Origin of the sequence: Pseudomonas eucalypticola (assembly GCF_013374995.1) — a bacterium.
GTDB classification, from domain to species: Bacteria; Pseudomonadota; Gammaproteobacteria; order Pseudomonadales; family Pseudomonadaceae; genus Aquipseudomonas; species Aquipseudomonas eucalypticola.
Map to the genome: position 1 here is coordinate 3,040,682 of NZ_CP056030.1, position 18,209 is coordinate 3,058,890.

General features: G+C 66.4%; 18 protein-coding genes. 6 read left to right on the forward strand and 12 right to left on the reverse strand.

Annotated features, from left to right (window positions below; all coding sequences use genetic code 11):
- Positions 1-10: 10 nt before the first annotated feature.
- Positions 11-322 (reverse strand): YkgJ family cysteine cluster protein, encoded by a 312-nt coding sequence (locus HWQ56_RS13630; protein WP_158154910.1) that lies wholly within the window; start codon positions 320-322, stop codon positions 11-13.
- Positions 323-509: 187 nt separating this feature from the next.
- Here HWQ56_RS13630 and HWQ56_RS13635 point away from each other — a divergent pair, with 187 nt between their 5' ends.
- Positions 510-1,241 (forward strand): hypothetical protein, encoded by a 732-nt coding sequence (locus tag HWQ56_RS13635; RefSeq protein ID WP_158154911.1) that lies wholly within the window; start codon positions 510-512, stop codon positions 1,239-1,241.
- A 33-nt stretch (positions 1,242-1,274) separates the two neighbouring features.
- On the opposite strand, the gene HWQ56_RS13640 is transcribed toward HWQ56_RS13635, so the two are convergent.
- The 3 genes from HWQ56_RS13640 to HWQ56_RS13650 all read right to left on the reverse strand — a co-directional run bounded on the left by HWQ56_RS13640 (position 1,275) and on the right by HWQ56_RS13650 (position 4,465).
- The gene (locus tag HWQ56_RS13640) at positions 1,275-1,757 is read right to left on the reverse strand and encodes a DUF2938 family protein (protein WP_158154912.1); all 483 of its coding nucleotides are present in this window, start codon (positions 1,755-1,757) and stop codon (positions 1,275-1,277) included.
- 54 nt (positions 1,758-1,811) lie between these two features.
- Complete coding sequence (locus HWQ56_RS13645) at positions 1,812-3,755, reverse strand: DNA topoisomerase III (protein ID WP_176570827.1); 1,944 nt, start codon at positions 3,753-3,755, stop codon at positions 1,812-1,814.
- Positions 3,756-3,883: 128 nt separating this feature from the next.
- Positions 3,884-4,465 carry a TetR/AcrR family transcriptional regulator gene (locus HWQ56_RS13650; RefSeq protein WP_176570828.1) on the reverse strand — a complete coding sequence of 194 codons (582 nt, stop codon included), beginning with the start codon at positions 4,463-4,465 and terminating at the stop codon, positions 3,884-3,886.
- Between the two features lie 119 nt (positions 4,466-4,584).
- On the opposite strand from HWQ56_RS13650, the gene HWQ56_RS13655 reads away from it, so the two are divergent.
- Positions 4,585-5,745, forward strand: a complete 1,161-nt coding sequence (locus HWQ56_RS13655) for an MFS transporter (protein ID WP_176570829.1) — start codon at positions 4,585-4,587, stop codon at positions 5,743-5,745.
- Here HWQ56_RS13655 and HWQ56_RS13660 read toward each other — a convergent pair whose 3' ends face one another.
- From HWQ56_RS13660 to modA, 4 genes are all read right to left on the reverse strand, one after another.
- Positions 5,746-6,807 carry an FUSC family protein gene (locus tag HWQ56_RS13660; RefSeq protein ID WP_158158574.1) on the reverse strand — a complete coding sequence of 354 codons (1,062 nt, stop codon included), beginning with the start codon at positions 6,805-6,807 and terminating at the stop codon, positions 5,746-5,748.
- Positions 6,808-6,916: 109 nt separating this feature from the next.
- On the reverse strand, positions 6,917-7,993 hold the full coding sequence (gene modC, locus HWQ56_RS13665) for a molybdenum ABC transporter ATP-binding protein (RefSeq protein WP_425331964.1): 1,077 nt from the start codon (positions 7,991-7,993) through the stop codon (positions 6,917-6,919).
- Positions 7,994-8,002: 9 nt separating this feature from the next.
- A complete protein-coding gene (modB, locus tag HWQ56_RS13670) occupies positions 8,003-8,683 on the reverse strand; it encodes a molybdate ABC transporter permease subunit (RefSeq protein WP_176570831.1) in 681 nt (226 codons plus the stop codon).
- A complete protein-coding gene (gene modA, locus HWQ56_RS13675) occupies positions 8,683-9,438 on the reverse strand; it encodes a molybdate ABC transporter substrate-binding protein (RefSeq protein WP_176570832.1) in 756 nt (251 codons plus the stop codon). The genes modB and modA overlap by 1 nt, the downstream gene beginning before the upstream one ends.
- Before the next feature lie 176 nt (positions 9,439-9,614).
- Between modA and acuR the strand changes: the two genes are divergently transcribed.
- Together acuR and acuI are read left to right on the forward strand one after the other, a co-directional pair.
- The gene (acuR, locus tag HWQ56_RS13680; RefSeq protein ID WP_176570833.1) at positions 9,615-10,262 is read left to right on the forward strand and encodes an acrylate utilization transcriptional regulator AcuR; all 648 of its coding nucleotides are present in this window, start codon (positions 9,615-9,617) and stop codon (positions 10,260-10,262) included.
- A 73-nt stretch (positions 10,263-10,335) separates the two neighbouring features.
- Positions 10,336-11,319: an acrylyl-CoA reductase (NADPH) gene (gene acuI / locus HWQ56_RS13685; RefSeq protein ID WP_158158579.1), complete on the forward strand. Its 984-nt coding sequence runs from the start codon at positions 10,336-10,338 to the stop codon at positions 11,317-11,319.
- Position 11,320: 1 nt separating this feature from the next.
- Here the strand turns inward: acuI and HWQ56_RS13690 are convergent, their stop codons facing one another.
- The 3 genes from HWQ56_RS13690 to mltA form a co-directional block, all read right to left on the reverse strand.
- A complete protein-coding gene (locus HWQ56_RS13690; RefSeq protein WP_158158580.1) occupies positions 11,321-11,527 on the reverse strand; it encodes a hypothetical protein in 207 nt (68 codons plus the stop codon).
- Positions 11,528-11,607: 80 nt separating this feature from the next.
- Positions 11,608-12,048 (reverse strand): CBS domain-containing protein, encoded by a 441-nt coding sequence (locus tag HWQ56_RS13695; RefSeq protein ID WP_158158215.1) that lies wholly within the window; start codon positions 12,046-12,048, stop codon positions 11,608-11,610.
- A gap of 90 nt (positions 12,049-12,138) precedes the next feature.
- Entirely contained in the window at positions 12,139-13,284 is a 1,146-nt protein-coding gene (gene mltA, locus HWQ56_RS13700; protein ID WP_176570834.1) for a murein transglycosylase A, read from the reverse strand.
- A gap of 125 nt (positions 13,285-13,409) precedes the next feature.
- On the opposite strand from mltA, the gene HWQ56_RS13705 reads away from it, so the two are divergent.
- Entirely contained in the window at positions 13,410-15,773 is a 2,364-nt protein-coding gene (locus HWQ56_RS13705) for a DNA polymerase II (RefSeq protein WP_176570835.1), read from the forward strand.
- A gap of 822 nt (positions 15,774-16,595) precedes the next feature.
- Positions 16,596-17,243, forward strand: coding sequence for a ribonuclease T2 family protein (locus HWQ56_RS13710; protein ID WP_176570836.1), 648 nt, complete (start codon positions 16,596-16,598; stop codon positions 17,241-17,243).
- On the opposite strand, the gene HWQ56_RS13715 is transcribed toward HWQ56_RS13710, so the two are convergent.
- Positions 17,240-18,133 carry an alpha/beta hydrolase gene (locus HWQ56_RS13715; RefSeq protein ID WP_176570837.1) on the reverse strand — a complete coding sequence of 298 codons (894 nt, stop codon included), beginning with the start codon at positions 18,131-18,133 and terminating at the stop codon, positions 17,240-17,242. The two genes, HWQ56_RS13710 and HWQ56_RS13715, sit on opposite strands and share 4 nt — an antisense overlap.
- Between the last annotated feature and the right edge of the window lie 76 nt (positions 18,134-18,209).

Consider the following 18,209-nt stretch of genomic DNA (forward strand, 5'->3'; position numbering starts at 1 on the left):
GGCTCGGCGCTCAGGGCGCCAGGCGTTCTTCCAGGCAGTCGCTACCGCCCATGTCGAACTCGCGGCAGATCAACGGGCGCTGCCGGTAGATGCTGCAGCTCATGGTGCGCCGGTCCAGGGCCGCGCACCAGCCGTCGTCCAGGCGCGCCATGGTCTGCGAGCCCCAGTCATCGGTGGCGATGAAGCGCTCGGGCACGCCGGTGTCGGTGATCAGCATCACCTCCAGGCGGCAGCATTTGGCCGCGCAGGTGTCGCAGGTGACGGTGGGGTCGATGGCCGGAAGCGAGTGTAACGCGATCAAGGGCAGGGTCCTGGGTGGCATGAGCCATGAGGGTACCGACTGCCGGGCCATTCACAAAGCATTGGTTGCGAGCGTTCGTTGAATCCCGACCAATTGTCGAGCGATGCTCACGGTTTGTCGGGTTTTTGCCGTGGATCGCACTTTTCGCCGTTTTGCCCCTCTATAGGTCGCTGTCGCCGTTCTTCATTCGCCCTGACCCGACCTGCCGATGCGTTGCGTACTGACCCGTATTTTCACTTTCAGCCTGTTCTCGGCCCTGCTGCTCGCGGGCCAAGGGTGCAGCCGCCAGACCGGCCAGGACATTGCGACCCAGCTGGGCAATGGCAAGCCTGACGAATTCTTCCAGACCAGTGTCGACCGCATGACCACCCTGGCCATGCATGACAACCTGCAGAGCCTGTACCTGCTGATGAACAAGCTGTACCTGCGCAACCCGGCGCAGTGGCAGCGTTCGGGTTTCCTCGATGCAGCCACCGCCGAGCGGCAAGTGCGCCAGGCCATCGAGCAGCAGAAGCCGTTACCGCAGTTGGGTGGGCGCAAGGACCTGGCGGCATTGAGCTACGCCTTGAGCCCCGACTTTCTGGGCGACCGGGTGGGGGCGTTCATCTATGCCATCGGCAGCATGCTGGTGACCGCTCACGGCAACCGCACCACCTTCTACATGACCGACAGCCTCAACCCGACCTTCATCAACAACGCTGCGCGCAACATCGAGAAGGCAACCTGGTTGCTCAGCCAGCGCCAGAATGCCCAGGGCGAACCGCTGCTGTTTTCCAACGCCATCTCGGAAGAGGGCAGCAACCTGAGTTTCGCCACCGAGTTCGGCAAGATCGTGGCGCGCCTGGACCTGGTCACGCAGATGCTGGATGAACGCTATCGTCGGATAGGCCTCAACTACGCCCAGAGCCTGTTGTTCCTCAACTTTCTGCCCGTGCAATAAGCGCCGAGCGCTGCCTGCCCAGCAAGGACAGGCTCACGCCAGCAACCGGGCCGTCAGGTACAGGCCCACCGCGAACACGACGTGGCCGACCACGTTGAGCAACCGCGCCAGGGCCGGGTTGGCGGCGCCCGAACAGGCGATGCCGACGCCCATGCCCGGCTGCAGGATGAACCACCCCGCGCCCACGGTCACCAGGCCAACGATCAGCGCTGGCGCGAAGCTGGGCGCCGCCGCCCAGCCCAAGCCCCAGATGAGCAGCAACGCGGCGGCGAACACCACGCCGGTGACGTAGTGCATCGCCCAGCCGATGGCCCGTTCGCGCGGCACTGGCGTGGAGGCAGCGATGCCCTGGCGGTGGACGAAGTGGCCACGGGGCAAGCCGGCGAACCAACGCCCCACCAGGTGCCAGGGCGGAACGGGTAGGCCAAAGACCTTGTTCAGCAGCAGGTTCCACAGGTCCAGCAACGCGGTGGCGCCGGCGCCGAAAACGACCGACAGGGCAACGAAAGCAAGCATCAGGGGTATCCTTTCCATTCAACGGTGGGCCAGACGATATCAGGTTTGCGCCTGTCAGGTGGCTGCCGCCTTGGGTTTGCGCGCGCGCGGGGCGGCACCCTTGCGCGGCGCCGACTTGCGTTTCTTCTTCCAGGGCGCGCCGCGGCCTGCGGGGTTGGCAGGGCCGCTGATGGTCAGGCTCAGGCCGGCGCAGCGTTCCACCTGCCGGCTCATCCAGGCCGACTGCTTGGCGACGAATTCTTCCAGGCTCATTTCGCCGCTTTGCACCATGTCCAGCGCCTGTTCCCAGATGGCCGTGGTGCCGGGGTCGGCGATGGCGCGCGGCACTGCGTCGATCAGGCTGAACGCTGCGGGCGTCGCGTTCAGCGCCTTGCCGTTCTTGGCCAGGTAACCGCGGTCGATCAGGCCTTGGATGATGCCTGCCCGGGTGGCCTCGGTGCCAATGCCGGTGGTGTCCTTGAGCTTCTGTTTCAAGCGCGGGTCGTCCACCAGCTTGGCGACGTTTTTCATGGCCTTGATCAGGTCGCCTTCGGTGAAGGGCTTGGGCGGTTGCGTCCACAGGTCCTTGAGCGTGACATCGCCCACGCCATAGTCCTGGCCCTCGCGCAGGGCGGGCAACGCCTGGGGCGCCGGGGCCTCGCGGCCCCGCGGTGGGGTCAGGGCTTCGGGCAGGGCGCGGCGCCAGCCCGGCTCGACGATGCGCTTGCCCACGGCGCGCAGGCGTTGGCTGGCGCAGTCGAAATCGGCCTGGGTGCGGTCGAACTCGTGGTTGGGCAGGAACTGCGCCAGGTAGCGGGCGCGGATCAGGGTGTACACCGCCCGCTGCTTGCCCGCCAGGCGGCCCAGGTCGGTGCCGGCCGCCGTGGGAATGATGCCGTGGTGGGCACTGACCTTGGCGTCGTTCCAGGCGCGGGAGCGGCGGCTGGCGTCAATGTGGGGTAGCAGGTCGGCAAGCGCCGGATCGGCACGGCCCAACGCGGCGATGATGGCCGGTGCTTCGCTGTGCTGGCTGTTGGGGAGGTAGCCGCAGTCGCTGCGTGGGTAAGTGATGACCTTGTACTGTTCATACAGGGCCTGGGCGATGTCCAGGGTTTCTTGGGCGCCGAGCCCCAGCTTCTTCGAACACACTTCCTGGAGGGTACCGAGGTCAAACGGCAGCGGCGCCGGTTCGCGCTGGCGTTCGGTACGCAGCTTGACCAGGCGAGCGCTGGCCGCCCCGCGCAGTGCCGTGGCCGCGGCGTGCGCCACCGCTTGCTGCGGGCAGCGGCCCTGATCGTCACAGGCTTGCGGGGGCGGGCACCATTGGGCGGTAAAGGCGGTGCCATGGGGGTCCAGCTGCACGTCGATGGCCCAGAACGGGGCCGGGACGAAGGCAGCAATGCTGCGGTCGCGGTCCACCACCAGGCGCAGGGTCGGGGTTTGCACCCGGCCTACCGGCAGCACGCCCTGGTAGCCGGACTGGCGGCCCAGAAGGGTGAAGAGCCGGCTCATGTTCATGCCGATCAGCCAATCGGCCCGCGAGCGGCCCAGGGCCGAGTGGTACAGGCTGAAGGTTTCTGCGCCGGGCTTGAGCGCCGCCAGGGCCTTGCGAATGGACGCGTCGTCCAGCGCCGACAGCCACAGGCGCTGCACCGGGCCTCGGTAGCGGCAGTGTTCCAGCAGCTCGCGGGCGATCATCTCGCCCTCGCGGTCGGCGTCGGTGGCGATCACCAGCTCCCGGGCCTCTCCCAGCAGGCGCTTGACTGCCTTGAACTGGCTCGCGGTCTTGGGCTTGACCAGCATCTTCCACTTTTCCGGGACGATGGGCAGGTCGGTCAGCACCCACCGTTTGTAGCGTTCGTCGTAGGCGTCGGGCGGTGCGGTTTCCAGCAGGTGGCCGATGCACCAGGTCACCGTCACATCGGTGCCCACCCAGCAGCCATCGCCACGGCGGCTGGCACCCAGCACCTTGGCGATATCCTTGGCCTGGGAGGGTTTTTCGCAAAGGTAGAGGCGCATGGGCAGTGTCGTTGGGGTGGTGGTGGGTGGGTATAGGATGGCCGGTGAATGGGCAGGGAGCAAGAAAAATATGTATGGATATACAGCTTTCCTGATTGAACCGCTTTCGCTCCCTCGCCATCGCCGAACTACCTGAGCCGCAACCCTTCGCACAGCAACAGCGCGCACCAGCGGGCATTGGCCTGGCGGCCAGACGCATCTACCGCGTCGCGGCCCAGCTGGTCGACCATGCCGACGAATGCTTTGCCGATCATCGGTGCGGGCACGTCGCTGCGAAACAGCCCTATCTGCTGTTCCTTGGCGATGTTGTTGCCGATCCAGCGGGCCATGCCGGCCTTGGTCAGGGTGCAGCCCGGTGGTTGAAAGAAGCCTATCTGGGTCAGGTCAGGGTCCTGGGCCAGGAAGTCGAAGAACTTCAGGAAACTGTCGGCGACGCTGTCTACCAGTTGTCCGGTGTCCAGGGAGGTCTTGATCAGCAGGGTACTGATCAGCGCTTCCAGGCGTTGACGAAACTCGCCCACCAGCTCTTCATAGGCCGCCTCCTTGCTTTCGAAATAGCTATAGAAGGTGGGCTGGCTGAGCCCGCTGGCCTTGACGATGTCGCTGACCTTGGTGCTGTGGAAACCGCGGCAGGCGAACTCGGCGGCAGCGGCGCGGCGCAGGCGGGCGTGGGTCTGTTCGCCCTTGGTGCGAGGGAGCAGGGTGGTCATGGCAGTTCCAGACAGTCTGGCAGGGAATTATTTACTTGTGAGTAATGTTACTCAAGAGTAGCCTTTTGCGGCAAATACTACTCGCGAGTATGTTTTTTTAGACTGGGAGGTCTGATTTCATGAAGTTGATTTTGTTCGCGCTGGCCCTGGCGGCCTTCGCCATCGGTACCACCGAGTTCGCCCCCATGGGTTTGCTGCCGGTGATCGCCGACGGGGTGCACGTGTCCATCCCCACGGCCGGGCTGTTGATCAGCGCCTACGCCATTGGCGTGATGGTCGGGGCGCCACTGATGACCCTGCTGCTCGCGCCGTACCGCCGCAAGGCGGCGCTGGTGGGGTTGATGGCGATCTTTACCGTGGGCAACCTGTTGTCGGCGGTCGCGCCCGGTTACGACATGCTGCTGCTGTCCAGGGTGTTCACCAGCCTGGCCCATGGGGCGTTCTTCGGCATCGGCTCGGTGGTGGCGGCCAGCCTGGTACCGGCAGACAAGCGTGCCGGCGCCGTGGCGACCATGTTCATGGGCCTGACCATCGCCAACATCGGCGGCGTGCCGGCGGCCACCTGGCTGGGTCAGACCATTGGCTGGCGGATGGCCTTCGCGGCGACCGCGGGCCTGGGTGCGGTCGCCATGCTGGCGTTGGCGTGCTGGCTGCCTCGCGGTGAAGCCGGCCAGAAGCCCGACGTGCGTGCCGAACTGCGGGTGCTGGTGCGCCCCACCGTCGTGCGGGCGCTGCTGACCACGGTGCTGGGCGCCGGCGCCATGTTCACCCTGTACACCTACGTGGCGGCGGTACTGGAAAACCTGATCCACGCCACACCGGCTTTCGTGACCGCCATGCTGGTCATGATTGGTATCGGTTTCACCCTGGGCAACTACCTCAGCGGCAAGCTCGCCGACCGTTCGCTGGAAGGCACCCTGGCCGGTTTCCTGCTATTGCTCGCGGTGCTGATGCTGGGCATGCCGATGCTGTTGCAAGGGCATACCAGTGCCACCGTGCTGATGCTGTTGTGGGGTATCGCCACCTTTGCGGTGATCCCGCCGCTGCAGATGCGCGTGATGCAGGCGGCCCACGAAGCGCCTGGGTTGGCGTCGTCGGTGAACATCGGTGCGTTCAACCTGGGCAACGGCCTGGGCGCAGCCGTCGGTGGCGGCGTGCTGGCGCTGGGCATGGGCTACGCCTGGATAGCGCCCGCCGGTGGCGTGCTGGCCCTGTTGGGGCTGGTGCTGGTGGGGTATGGCCGCTACGCGGTGCCGGCGAGCGCCGCGCAAACGGCCTGATCAGATATTCCAGCGCTTGGCGGTCTTGTCCAGGCGCTGGCGCAAGCCTTCCAGGGTAGTCGCCAGTTGCAGGGTCAACAGGCGAAACCCCTGGGCATCCTGGGAGGCGGGCACCACGGCGTGCTCTATCTCGGCGCCACGCTCCACGCGCCGGGCCAGGCGGTCGGTGGCGCCGGTTTCCAGCGCACGGGCCATGGCGATCAGCTGGCGGTTGATCTGCCGGTGCTCGGGGTGCAGCCAGTCGTGCCAATGCGCGTGGTCGCGGGGGCGCAGGTTGGACAGCAGTTCCAAGGTGCTCAGGCACAGGCGAAACTGCCCCTGGATCACTTCCAGTTCGGTAAGCGGAATGCGCACCTCCTTGGACACCGACGGCATCAGTGAGCGCAACTGCACCATGATGCCGTTCAACTGCGCGGCCAGTTTCAGGTATTCGTCGTCGGTCACCGAGTGGCCGTTGAGAATGCGCCCGTAGGCCTTGGCGCACCCGCGCAAGCCTTTGGCCAGGCTGAAGCGCCAGGAGTACACGGCGTACAGCGGTATCGCGAAGGAAAACGCCAGTGCCAGGACGATGCCGATGAGGATGTCCACGGTACGCCACAGGCCATCGCTGATCGGGTTGTCGCCATGCCCGGCGACGATGAACACCGTGATGGCCGACAGCAGGGCAATGTAGCCGCCCTTGCCGATGGCGTGGTAAGCGAAAAACCCGCAGGCGGTGGACATGGCCACGTAGGTCAGCCATTGCTGATGCAGCCATTGTTGTTGCAACACCAGAACCAGCCCCAGTGCCGCGCCGATCAAGGTGCCGTAGGCACGCTCCAGCGACTTGCGGCCGATGTTGCCCTGGTGCTGCAGGCCACCGATGACGATCAACAGCGTCACCGACGCCCATTCACCGTGCGGCAGGTTCAGGCCGGTGGTCAGCAGGATCGACGCCAGCAACCCCACGGCCACGCGCCCGGCGTGAATGTAGCGGGCATGCAGGTAGCGGCGGTGCGGGTCGAGCAAGGGGCGCAGCAGGTGGCGCAGGATGGGCAAGCGGGTTGGGCGCAGGGCCTTCATGAGGGGGACCAGTTGGCGGGTGATTGCAGTTGAGGGGAGTGTAACAAGGGTCGGGGGTATTTGGGCGGCGTCTTCCAGGCGCATGGCGTTCAGGGAGTTGGAGCAGCCCCTAAGCCAGCACCGCCACCGCCTTGATCTGTCCCCATACCGCGCTCCCGACCGCCAGCCCCAGCTGGTCCCACGAGTACCGGGTGATGCGCGCCAGCAGCGCGGTGCCGTCGACGTCCAGGCCGACCAGCACATGGGCATTGTTGTCCGCGGCGCGCCAGCCGGTGACCACGGCGGGCAGGCGGTTGAGGATGCTGCTTTGCCCCTGGCCATCCAGGCTGAGGCTCACGTCGCGGGCCTGCACCTTGGCACGCAGGGCGCTGCCCGGCGCCAAGGGGCCATGGGCCACGCGCAGGTGCAGGTCGCTGCCGGGTAGCCCCAGGCTCAACAACTGGTAGTCGGCATCGTGGCCGACTACCCGGCCCTCGATAACCACGCCGGCGTCGTCGCCCAGGGCCAGCGGCAAATCCAGCCGCGCCAGTGTCTGGCCTACAGGGCCGCTGGCTTGCACCTGGCCTCGGTCCAGCAGGGCCAGGTGGTCGGCCAGGCGCGCCACTTCGTCCTGGGCATGGCTGACGTACACCACCGCAATCTCCAGCTCGTCGTGCAGGCGTTCCAGGTAGGGCAGGATCTCGGCCTTGCGCTGGCTGTCGAGCGCCGCCAGCGGTTCGTCCATCAGCAGCAGGCCGGGGCTGGTCAGCAGGGCGCGGGCGATGCCCACCCGTTGGCGCTCGCCGCCCGACAGGTGCGCCGGCATGCGCCCCAGCAATTGGCCGATACCCAGCAGCTCGCACGCCTGTTCCAGCTGTACTTTGCGCTGGGCAGCCGGGATGCGCCGCCAGCCAAACTCCAGGTTGCGCTGCACGTTAAGGTGGGCGAACAGGCTGGCTTCCTGGAAAACGTAGCCCAGGGAGCGTTGATGCGGTGGCACGAACAGGCCTTGCCGGCTGTCGTGCCAGACCTGGCCATTGACTTCGATGTAGGCCTCGGTGGCCCGCTCCAGGCCAGCCAGGCAACGCAGGCAGGTGGTCTTGCCCGAGCCAGACTGGCCAAACAGCGCGCTGACCCCGCGCCCGGGGAGTTGCAGGTCAACGTCCAGGGTGAAGTCGGGAAAACGGTGGTGGATACGTGCCGTCAGGCTCACGGGTCAACTCCAGCGGGCTTTTGCGTGGCCACGGGCGTACAGGGCCAGTAGCACCAGAAACGAAAACGCCAGCATGGCGCCGGCCAGCCAGTGGGCCTGGGCGTACTCCATGGCTTCCACGTGGTCATAGATTTGCACCGAGACCACCCGGGTCTTGTCGGGGATGTTGCCGCCGATCATCAGCACCACGCCAAACTCGCCCACGGTGTGGGCAAACCCCAGAATACTGGCGGTGACGAAACCGGGCCGCGCCAGGGGTACGACCACGGTGAAAAAGCAGTCCCAAGGCGAGGCACGCAAGGTGGCCGCCACTTCCAGCGGCCGGTCGCCGATGGCGGTGAAGGCGTTCTGCAGCGGCTGCACCACAAAGGGTAGGGAATAGAGGGCCGAGCCGATCACCAGCCCGGCGAAACTGAACGTCAGGGTGCCCAGCCCCAGCGCCTGGGTCGCATGGCCAATGAAGCCGTTGGGGCCCATGGCCAGCAGCAGATAGAAACCGATGACGGTAGGGGGCAGCACCAGCGGCAAGGCCACCACCGCCCCCACCGGCCCGCGCAGGCGCGAGCGGGTGCGGGCCAGCCACCAGGCGATCGGGGTGCCGATCACCAGCAGCAACAGGGTGGTCAGCGACGCCAGTTTGACCGTCAGCCAGATGGCCGACAGGTCACTCGCGTCCAGTGGCATCAGAGTTCGTAGCCGTAGGACTTGATGATGGCGGCCGCTTTCGGACCTTTGAGGTATTGCACCAACGCCTTGGCGGCGGCGCTGTCCTTGCCCTTGTTGAGGATGACTGCGTCTTGTTTGATCGGGTCATGCAGGTTGGCCGGCACGATCCACGCCGAGCCGCTGGTGACCTTGCCGTCCTTGAAGATCTGCGACAGCGCGACGAAGCCCAGTTCGGCATTGCCGGTGGAAACGAACTGGTAGGCCTGGGTAATGTTCTGGCCTTCGACGATCTTGGCCTGGGTGGCTTCGGTCAGTTTCAGCTTGTCGAGTACCTGGGTGGCGGCCAGGCCGTACGGGGCGGCCTTGGGGTTGGCGATGGACAGGTGCTGGTACTGGTTGGCTTTCAGTACGTCACCCTGGTTGTCCACGTAACCGTCCTTGGCCGACCACAGGGCCAGGGTGCCTACCGCGTAGGTGAAGCGCGAGCCCTTGACGGTGTCGCCTTCGCTTTCCAGCTTGGCCGGGGTGGTGTCGTCGGCCGCCAGGAACACGTCGAATGGCGCGCCGTTCTTGATCTGGGTATAGAACTGGCCGGTGGCGCCGTAGGCGGCGACGAGCTTGTGGCCGGTATCAGCCTCGAAGTCCTTGGCGATGGCCTGGATCGGTGCGGTGAAGTTGGCGGCGACAGCCACCTGGACCTCGTCGGCCTGGGCGTTGAAGGCCAAGGCTGCGAACAGCCCGAGCAGGGCCAGGCGGGGGGTAGTGACGGACATCGTGCAACTCCTTTGGATGGGTATTCTCGTTATGCAGGCGACTATATAGCGAAGCGCCATGACGTGCCTACCCTCAGCCGCGAATTCCTCACGGGCCCATGGCCATCAGGGCAGCCCGTCCGCCTGTTAGGTATAAGCAGTTGACAATCGAGACGGCCAGTCTAATATCCATTCCCATGACTACGCCAACCATAGCTCCCGCACCCCGCAGACCCGGCCGCCCTCCCAAGGTACCTCGCGAGCATTACGATACTCGTGAGCTATTGGTGCGTTGTGGTACGGAAATCCTTACCGAACAAGGCTTCAGTGCCACTGGCATCGACATGATTCTCAAGCGTGTCGGCGTGCCCAAGGGCTCGTTCTATCACTACTTCGCCAGCAAGGACGCCTTCGGCCGTGCGCTGCTGGAGAACTACGCACAGTATTTCGCCCGCAAGCTCGACCACTGGCTGCTGGACGAGTCGGTGGCGCCGCTGGAGCGGATCCTGGCCTTCGCCGAAGACGCCCAGAAGGGCATGGCCCGGCATGAGTACCGCCGCGGCTGCCTGGTGGGCAACCTGGGGCAGGAAATTTCGGTGCTGCCGGAGGGCTACCGCGAGGCCATCGAGCGTGTGTTCGCCGACTGGCAGCAACGCCTGAGTGCTTGCCTGAAAGCCGCCCAGGCCAGCGGTGACCTGCCCAAGGACGCTGACTGCGACGAACTGGCCGCGTTTTTCTGGACCGGCTGGGAAGGCGCGGTGCTGCGTGCGCGCCTGGTGCGCAGCGCGCAGCCCATGCGCATCTTCGTCAGCGGCTTCCTGCGGTCGGCGTTTTTCCAGATCTGAGGGAGCCCAGCCGGCACCTGCCGGCTTTTTCATGGCACTTTAAAGACAGTCGGTCTAAAAGAAGGAGAGCAGCATGTTCAATGCCATCGTGATCGAGCAGGACGACAACGGCCAACGGGCCAGTGTGCAAGCGCTGGACGAGTCGCGCTTACCGGAAGGCGACGTGACCATCGATGTGGCCTACAGCACCTTGAATTACAAGGACGGCCTGGCCATTACCGGCAAGGGGCCGGTGGTGCGCAGCTTCCCCATGGTGCCGGGCATCGACTTGGTGGGCACCGTCAGCCAGAGTGCTCATGGTTGCTGTCAACCCGGCGACACTGTGTTGCTCAACGGCTGGGGCGTGGGCGAAGGGCATTGGGGCGGCCTGGCCCAGAAAGCACGGGTGAACGGCGACTGGCTGATCCCGCTGCCCAGTGCCTTTACCCCGGCTGAAGCCATGGCCATCGGCACGGCGGGCTACACCGCGATGTTGTGCGTGATGGCCCTGGAGCGGCACGGCGTTACCCCCGACCAGGGCGATGTGCTGGTGACCGGTGCCAACGGCGGTGTCGGCAGCTTTGCCATCGCCTTGTTGGCGCGCCTGGGTTACCGGGTGGTGGCGTCGACCGGGCGCAGCAGCGAACACGAATACCTCAAGCACCTGGGGGCCAGCGAGGTCATCGACCGCGCCAGCCTGTCGGCACCGGGCAAGCCGTTGGGCAAGGAGCGCTGGGCGGGCGCCGTCGACTCGGTGGGCAGCCATACCCTGGCCAACGTCTGCGCAACCACCCGCTACCACGGCGCAGTGGCCGCCTGTGGCCTGGCCCAGGGCATGGATTTCCCGGGCTCGGTGGCACCGTTCATCTTGCGCGGGGTGTCACTGTTGGGCATCGACAGCGTGAAGCGCCCCCAGGCCGATCGGATCGAGGCGTGGGAGCGCTTGGCCCGTGACCTGGACCGCGACCTCCTGGCGCTGATCAGCCGCGAAATCGGCTTGAGCGAGGTCGTGGCAGTGGCCGCTCAGCTCATGGACGGCGGGGTGCGAGGCCGGGTGGTGGTGGACGTCAACCGCTGACTCAGCGCTTGCCCATGGAACGGCGCGTGCCGTTGGGCGCGCGGCCTGGGGTCTTGTCGTGGTTGGACTTGCCGGCGCCGGGGTAGGTCGGGGCCTTTTTCGCCGCTGCGAAGGCGCCGGGCTTGAACGGGAAGCTGAAGGCTGGCACGGCTTCCTGGCTGTCGTCGCCGGTGGCTGGGGACGGGGTGGCGGTGTGGTCGACGGTCATGGGTGCTCCGGGCAGTGCGGGTCTGGGCCGGGGCCATCCCCGGGGGCGCGCAGTATACCTGCGGCGCCCCAGGCGCGAACCTACTCGCCGCGAATATATTGTTCCAGCTGGCGGATCAGGTCGGCCTGCTCGGCAATGGCTTCCTTGACCAGGTCGCCGATGGACAGCAGGCCCAGCAACTGCCCATCCTCCACCACCGGCAGGTGGCGCAGGTGGCTGTCGGTCATGATGTTCATGCAGGCATCCACCTGCTTGTGCGGGTCGACGGTGATGACCTTGGCGCTCATGATCGCGCTGACCGGCGTGCCCACCGACGAACGGCCCTGCAACACGACTTTGCGCGCATAATCGCGCTCACTGATGATGCCCACCACGGCCCCGTCCTCGACGACCGGCAGGGCGCCGATGTTCTTTTCCGCCATCAGCTTCAGCGCGTCCAGCACCATCTGGTCCGGGCCGATGGTGTGGACCTGCTGATGGTGCTGGGCCTTGAGCTTGAGTAAATCGGCGACGGTTTTCATGGCTGCCTCTACGGTCCTGGGCGTTATTGTCCTTACAGCGTCGTAGAGGTTGGCGCTCCCTGCAAGGTCGCCGCGTATCAATCGGTGGCTTTATTGCACCTTCGGCGCCGGCGCGCCCTTGGGCCACAGCAACCAGATCTGACCTTGCTGCTTCATGTTGCCGGCCAGTTCCCCGGCCTTGTCGCCGGTGCCCCAGAACAGGTCCGCGCGCACTTCGCCGGCAATGGCGCCGCCGGTGTCCTGAGCGGCCACGGGCCGGGTCACGGTTTTACCGTCGGGGCTGGTGGTGTTCAGCCACAACAGGCTGCCCAGGGGGATAACCTTGCGGTCGATGGCCACGCTGTAGCCCGCCGTCAACGGCACGTTGAGCGAGCCGCGTGGCCCTTCGTCGCTGTCCGGGCGCGTGGTGAAGAAAACGTAGCTGGGGTTGCTGGCCAGTAGTTCAGGCACCCGCTCGGGGTTGGCGGTGGCCCAGTCGCGGATCTTGCCCATGCTGACTTCCTCTTTTTTCAGCAGCCCCTGTTCCACCAGCCAGCGACCCACCGGCTTGTAGGGATAGCCGTTCTGGTCGGCGTAGGCGATGCGCAGTTGGCGGCCGCTGTCCAGGCGGATTCGCCCCGAGCCCTGGATCTGCAGGAACTGCAGGTCCATGGGGTTGTTCAGCCACGCCAGCACCGGGGCGTTGACGCCCTTGCTGTTGATGGTGGAGGCATCGTCATACGGCCGCAATATGCGGCCGTCCAAGCGCCCGCGCAGGCGCTTGCCCTTGAGTTTGGGGTAAATGCTGTCCAGGTTGACGATGATCAGGTCATCAGGCACCCCCAGCACGGGCACGCCATGCTGTTCGTCCTGGGTCAGGCTGCCGCCGTAGACCGGTTCGTAGTAGCCGGTGATCAGGCCGCGGTCCTTGTTGTCGCCAGAGCGCAGGCTGTAGACCTGCAATTGGGTTTGCAGGAAAGTGCGGATCGCAGCGGGTTGCGCTTGCACCTGGGCCGCGGCGGCGCAGGTAGCGCCCCAGTTCGGGTCTTTGGCCAGGCGCTGGCAGGCCGACTTCCAGGCGCTAAAGCCGGCGAGCAGGTCAGCGTCGCTCACCGCCGGCAAGGCGCTCCAGTCGACGCTGACATAGGTGGTGGGGGCAGGGGGTTTGGGCTTGCCGAAGTCACAGCCGGCCAGCAGCACCAATACACCCGTGGCGGCCAGCAGCAGGCGTGGCCAGTTGAACGCTGAAGTTTTCACTCAGAGGTAGTCCGCAATGCGAGTGGAAAGACGCGTAGCTTGGGCAAAGCCCGGGCGCCCGTCAAATCGTCGGCGTGAACGGGTACAATGGCGTTTTGCCAAGCGGTTGCGACGAGGTCAGTGCAGTGGATGTCCAGCAAGGTTTTATCCTGACTCGCCATTGGCGCGACACGCCGGCGGGTACGGAGGTCGAGTTCTGGCTCGCCACCGACGCTGGCCCCCGGCAGCTGTGGCTGCCCGTGCAGGCTTCGGTGGCATTCGTGCCCCAGGCCCATGAAGACCAGGCCCGGGCGTTGCTGGCGCGGGAAAGCCTCGGTGAGCTGCGGCCGTTGGCCCTGCAGGACTTTCACCACCGCCCGGTGCTGGGGCTGTACTGCCAGCAGTACCGGCACTTGCTAGACCTGGAAAAAAGCCTGCGTCGCTCCGGGGTGGATGTCTATGAAGCCGACATTCGCCCACCGGAGCGCTACCTGATGGAGCGCTTCATCACCGCCCCCGTGCAGTTCACGGGCCAGGTCGACGAGCAGGGGGTCGTGCAAGGCGCGCAGCTGAAACCGGAGAAAGACTACCGCCCGGTGCTGAAAGTGTTGTCCCTGGATATCGAGACCACCGAGCGCGGCGAGCTGTACTGCATCGGCTTGCAGGGGTGCGGCCAGCGCCAGGTGTACATGCTGGGGCCGCCCAACGGCGACGCCACGGCCGTGAACTTCGATCTTCAGTACTGCGCTTCGCCGGTGCACTTGCTCGAGTGCCTGAACCAGTGGCTGGTGGACCACGACCCCGACGCCATCATCGGCTGGAACGTGGTGCAGTTCGACCTTCGCGTGCTGCACGAACAGGCGCGCCGGCACGGGGTAGCCCTGCGCATGGGCCGCAACGGCGCCGAACTGCTGTGGCGCGAACACGGCAGCGGTAACGGGCATTACTTCGCCAGCGCCGCCGGGCGGCTGATCATCGACGGCATCGAGGCCCTGCGCCAGGCCACCTGGAGTTTTCCGTCCTTCAGCCTGGAGAACGTCGCCCAGACCCTGTTGGGCGAGGGCAAGGACATTTCCACGCCCTACCAGCGCATGGACGAGATCAACCGCCTGTTCGCCGAAGACAAGCCGGCGCTGGCGCGCTACAACCTCAAGGACTGCGAGCTGGTGCTGCGCATCTTCGACAAGACGCGGCTGTTGGACTTTCTGCTCGAACGCGCCACCGTCACCGGGCTGCCGGCCGACCAGAGCGGTGGCTCCGTCGCTGCCTTCACGCACCTGTACCTGCCGCTGATGCACCGCCAGGGGTTCGTCGCCCCCAACCTGGGGGAACGCCCGCCCCAGGCCAGCCCGGGGGGCTTCGTCATGGACTCGCGCCCGGGGCTGTACGAGTCTGTGCTGGTGCTGGACTACAAGAGCCTGTACCCGTCGATCATCCGCAGCTTTCTCATCGACCCCATCGGCTTGGTCGAGGGGTTGCGCCAACCGGACGACGAACATTCGGTGCCGGGTTTCCTGGGCGCGCGCTTTTCCCGCGAGCGCCATTGCTTGCCGGCCATCGTCCAACGGGTGTGGCAGGGGCGCGAGGCCGCCAAGGCCGAGGGCAACGCGGCGTTGTCCCAGGCCCTGAAAATCATCATGAATGCGTTCTACGGGGTGCTGGGGTCCAGCGGCTGCCGCTTCTTTGATCCGCGCCTGGCCACGTCCATCACCTTGCGCGGCCACCAGATCATGCAGCGTACCCGGCAACTGGTGGAGGCTCAGGGCTACGAAGTGATCTATGGCGACACCGACAGCACGTTCGTCTGGCTCAAGCGCGCCCATGGCCAGCAGGAAGCGGCCGACATTGGCCGGGCGCTCGTCGCCCACGTCAATGCGTTCTGGCGTGAGCAGCTGCACACCGAGTACCGCTTGCATAGCGCGCTGGAGCTGCAATTCGAGACCCACTTCACGCGCTTCCTGATGCCCACCATTCGGGGCGCGGAGGAGGGCAGCAAGAAGCGCTACGCCGGGCTGGTACGGCGTGCCGATGGCCGCGACGAGATGATCTACAAGGGCCTGGAGGCGGTGCGCACCGACTGGTCGCCGCTGGCCCGAGCGTTTCAGCAGCAGTTGTACGAACGCATCTTTCACCATCGCCCTTACCAGGACTATGTGCGCGACCTGGTGCAACGCACCCTGGCAGGTGAACTGGACGATCAGCTGGTGTACCGCAAGCGTCTGCGCCGGCCCCTGGACGACTACGAACGCAACGTCCCGCCCCATGTGCGTGCCGCGCGCCTGGCCGACGAATTCAACGCCCGCCAGGGGCGGCCGCTGCAGTACCAGCGTGGGGGGTGGATCAGCTACGTCATCACCCTGGCGGGCCCGCAGCCGTTGGAGGCCGTGGACGCGGCCATCGACTACGACCACTATATCAGCCGGCAACTGCAACCGGTGGCGGACGGCATCCTGCCCTTTGTCGATGATGATTTCGGCACCTTGATCGGCGGGCAGATGGGGTTGTTCTGATACCCCGCGTGGCCAGGGGCAGGGCGTACCACGCAGGGGCAGCATGGCTGCGGTGGGTCAGTTCCAGCGCGGTGCGGCCTTCCCGAGCTTCGCCCGGTCCCACAGGGCAAACCCCGCCACCGCGGCTACCCCCCCTGTGGGACCGGGCGTCAGCTCGGGAAGCGGACACGCGGTGTATCAGGCGGCCCGCGGTGTGGCCTTCCCGAGCTTCGCCCGGTCCCACAGGGCAAACCCCGCCACCGCGGCCACCCCACCCCCGGTGGGACCGGGCGCCAGCTCGGGAAGCGGACACTGCGGTGTATCAGGCGGCCCGCGGTGTGGCCTTCCCGAGCCTCGCCCGGTCCCACAGGGCAAACCCCGCCACCGTGGCCACCCCCCCCTGTGGGACCGGGCGCCAGCTCGGGAAGCGGACACGCGGTGTATCAGGCGGCCGCGGTGTGACCTTCCCGAGCTTCGCCCGGTCCCACAGGGCAAACCCCGCCACCGCGGCCACCCCACCCCCTGTGGGACCGGGCGCCAGCTCGGGAAGCGGACACTGCGGTGTATCAGGCGGCCCGCGGTGTGGCCTTCCCGAGCCTCGCCCGGTCCCACAGGGCAAACCCCGCCACCGTGGCCACCCCCCCCTGTGGGACCGGGCGCCAGCTCGGGAAGCGGACACGCGGTGTATCAGGCGGCCCGCGGTGCGGCCTTCCCGAGTTTTGCCCGGTCCCACAGGGGTGAACCCGCCGCGGCTACCTCTGTGGGAGTGCGCGGTGCGGTGTGACAGGCTTGAAGGTGAAAGCGGTGGTAGAGTTCGCTGTCATTTTCCAGAGAGGCCGCGCCATGGCTCGCATGCTGTTGATTACCTTGATGCTGCTGTGCAGCTTCGGCACCGCCGACGCTCGCCAGAATAGTCAGCGCCCGCCGTCAGTGGCGGGCCAGTTCGATTATTACCTGTTGAGCCTGTCGTGGTCGCCGACCTTCTGCTTCACCCACGGCAACAATGAACAGTGCAGCGGCAAGGGCTATGGGTTCGTGTTGCATGGCCTGTGGCCGCAGTACCTCAAAGGCGGCTGGCCGCAGAACTGCGAGCCGATCACGCCGCTGACCGCTGCCGAGCGCACCCAGGGCGCCGGCCTGTATCCCAGCCGCTCGCTGGTGGAGCATGAGTGGAACAAACACGGTACGTGCAGCGGCCTCGGTGCCGCCGCGTACATGGACACCGCCGACCGTGCCCTGGGCCGGGTGAAGGTGCCGGCGGCCCTGCAGCCGTCCGAACGCACACAGTCATTCGCACCGCAGGAAATCGTCCAGCTGTTTCGCCAGAGCAACACCGGCATGCCCGAGGATGGCGTGGTGGTGCGCTGCAGCGGGCCGCAACTCGCCGAGGTGCGGGTATGCCTGTCCAAGGACCTGGCGTTCACCGCCTGCGGGCGCGGGGTGAAAATGCAGTGCCAGCAAGACCAGGTGCGAGTGCCAGGTATCCGCTAAGGCGCCAGCACGGACCGCCCTTGGGCGGACCCGAACACGCAGCCCACATCATGGGCGCAGCCAGGGACCTCGATCAGCGGTTGGCCCAGGGCTTGGGTAAAAGCCCTGGCGCGCTCCAGCCGGTACGGCCCCTGGGCCATGGCCGCGCAAGAGCGGTCGAGCAGCCGGTACGCAGTGCCCTTGGCGTCACCGGTGTCCCGGCTTCCGGCCAGGTAATGAACCTCGGCGCTGGCGTAGCGGCTCCAGGCCTCGCTGGCATGGCCGGGTAGCCAGGCAGGTAGCCCCTCAATCCCGTATTTCCACTGGTTGGCCCCCGGGCAGTCGTTCACTGCATAGGGCCGTTGCGCTTGGAAATACAGCCAGGTGCCGGGGTCGGCGACGACGAAGCGCAGGCCGGGTTGGGGCGCGGCGAAGGCGACGTAATGCTGCACCATCTGCGCACCGGCCGAGAAGCCCGCCACGGTGATCGTCCGCACCTGTGGCCATCGATGGCGCACCTCGGCCACCAAGGCGTCCATGGCCGCAAAGGCGCTGACCTGGGGGGCGTTGATCGCCGGCTCGCCTTGTATCCACCCCGAACAGGTCCATACCAGCTCACCGGGCACGGCACGAGGTTCGTCGCCACGCTGGCAGCGGTCGGCGTCATTGGCCTGAAACAGTGGCGCCAGCACCACGGCGCCGGGGTTGGCCACCACGCCGGCGCGGAACGTGCGCAGGGCGTCGTGGGGGAACCCGTGGACCACCACCAGGGCGGCCGTCGCCTGGGCATTACCGGGCTGGGAGCTGTAGTAATGCAGCTCGCCAGCCCCGGGGCGCGGCGTCACGCTCAACCATTGGCCAGCCTGGGCCGCGGCGGGGAGGGTCAGGAGGAGGGCAAGCCAGCGGCGCATGATGAGCCCCTTTCAGTGGGGGCCTTACTGTGGCGTATTTACCTTCACGGGCGCAACCGGGCTGGCTGCTTTGCGT

Coding starts and splice junctions, on each gene's coding strand:
- acuI (WP_158158579.1), top strand. CDS start 10,336: ATGTTCAATGCCATCGTGATCGAGCAGGACGACAACGGCCAACGGGCC.
- HWQ56_RS13650 (WP_176570828.1), bottom strand. CDS start 4,465: ATGACCACCCTGCTCCCTCGCACCAAGGGCGAACAGACCCACGCCCGC.
- acuR (WP_176570833.1), top strand. CDS start 9,615: ATGACTACGCCAACCATAGCTCCCGCACCCCGCAGACCCGGCCGCCCT.
- HWQ56_RS13635 (WP_158154911.1), top strand. CDS start 510: ATGCGTTGCGTACTGACCCGTATTTTCACTTTCAGCCTGTTCTCGGCC.
- HWQ56_RS13695 (WP_158158215.1), bottom strand. CDS start 12,048: ATGAAAACCGTCGCCGATTTACTCAAGCTCAAGGCCCAGCACCATCAG.
- HWQ56_RS13645 (WP_176570827.1), bottom strand. CDS start 3,755: ATGCGCCTCTACCTTTGCGAAAAACCCTCCCAGGCCAAGGATATCGCC.
- HWQ56_RS13655 (WP_176570829.1), top strand. CDS start 4,585: ATGAAGTTGATTTTGTTCGCGCTGGCCCTGGCGGCCTTCGCCATCGGT.
- HWQ56_RS13660 (WP_158158574.1), bottom strand. CDS start 6,807: ATGAAGGCCCTGCGCCCAACCCGCTTGCCCATCCTGCGCCACCTGCTG.
- HWQ56_RS13630 (WP_158154910.1), bottom strand. CDS start 322: ATGCCACCCAGGACCCTGCCCTTGATCGCGTTACACTCGCTTCCGGCC.
- HWQ56_RS13710 (WP_176570836.1), top strand. CDS start 16,596: ATGGCTCGCATGCTGTTGATTACCTTGATGCTGCTGTGCAGCTTCGGC.
- modA (WP_176570832.1), bottom strand. CDS start 9,438: ATGTCCGTCACTACCCCCCGCCTGGCCCTGCTCGGGCTGTTCGCAGCC.
- modB (WP_176570831.1), bottom strand. CDS start 8,683: ATGCCACTGGACGCGAGTGACCTGTCGGCCATCTGGCTGACGGTCAAA.
- HWQ56_RS13690 (WP_158158580.1), bottom strand. CDS start 11,527: ATGACCGTCGACCACACCGCCACCCCGTCCCCAGCCACCGGCGACGAC.
- HWQ56_RS13640 (WP_158154912.1), bottom strand. CDS start 1,757: ATGCTTGCTTTCGTTGCCCTGTCGGTCGTTTTCGGCGCCGGCGCCACC.
- HWQ56_RS13715 (WP_176570837.1), bottom strand. CDS start 18,133: ATGCGCCGCTGGCTTGCCCTCCTCCTGACCCTCCCCGCCGCGGCCCAG.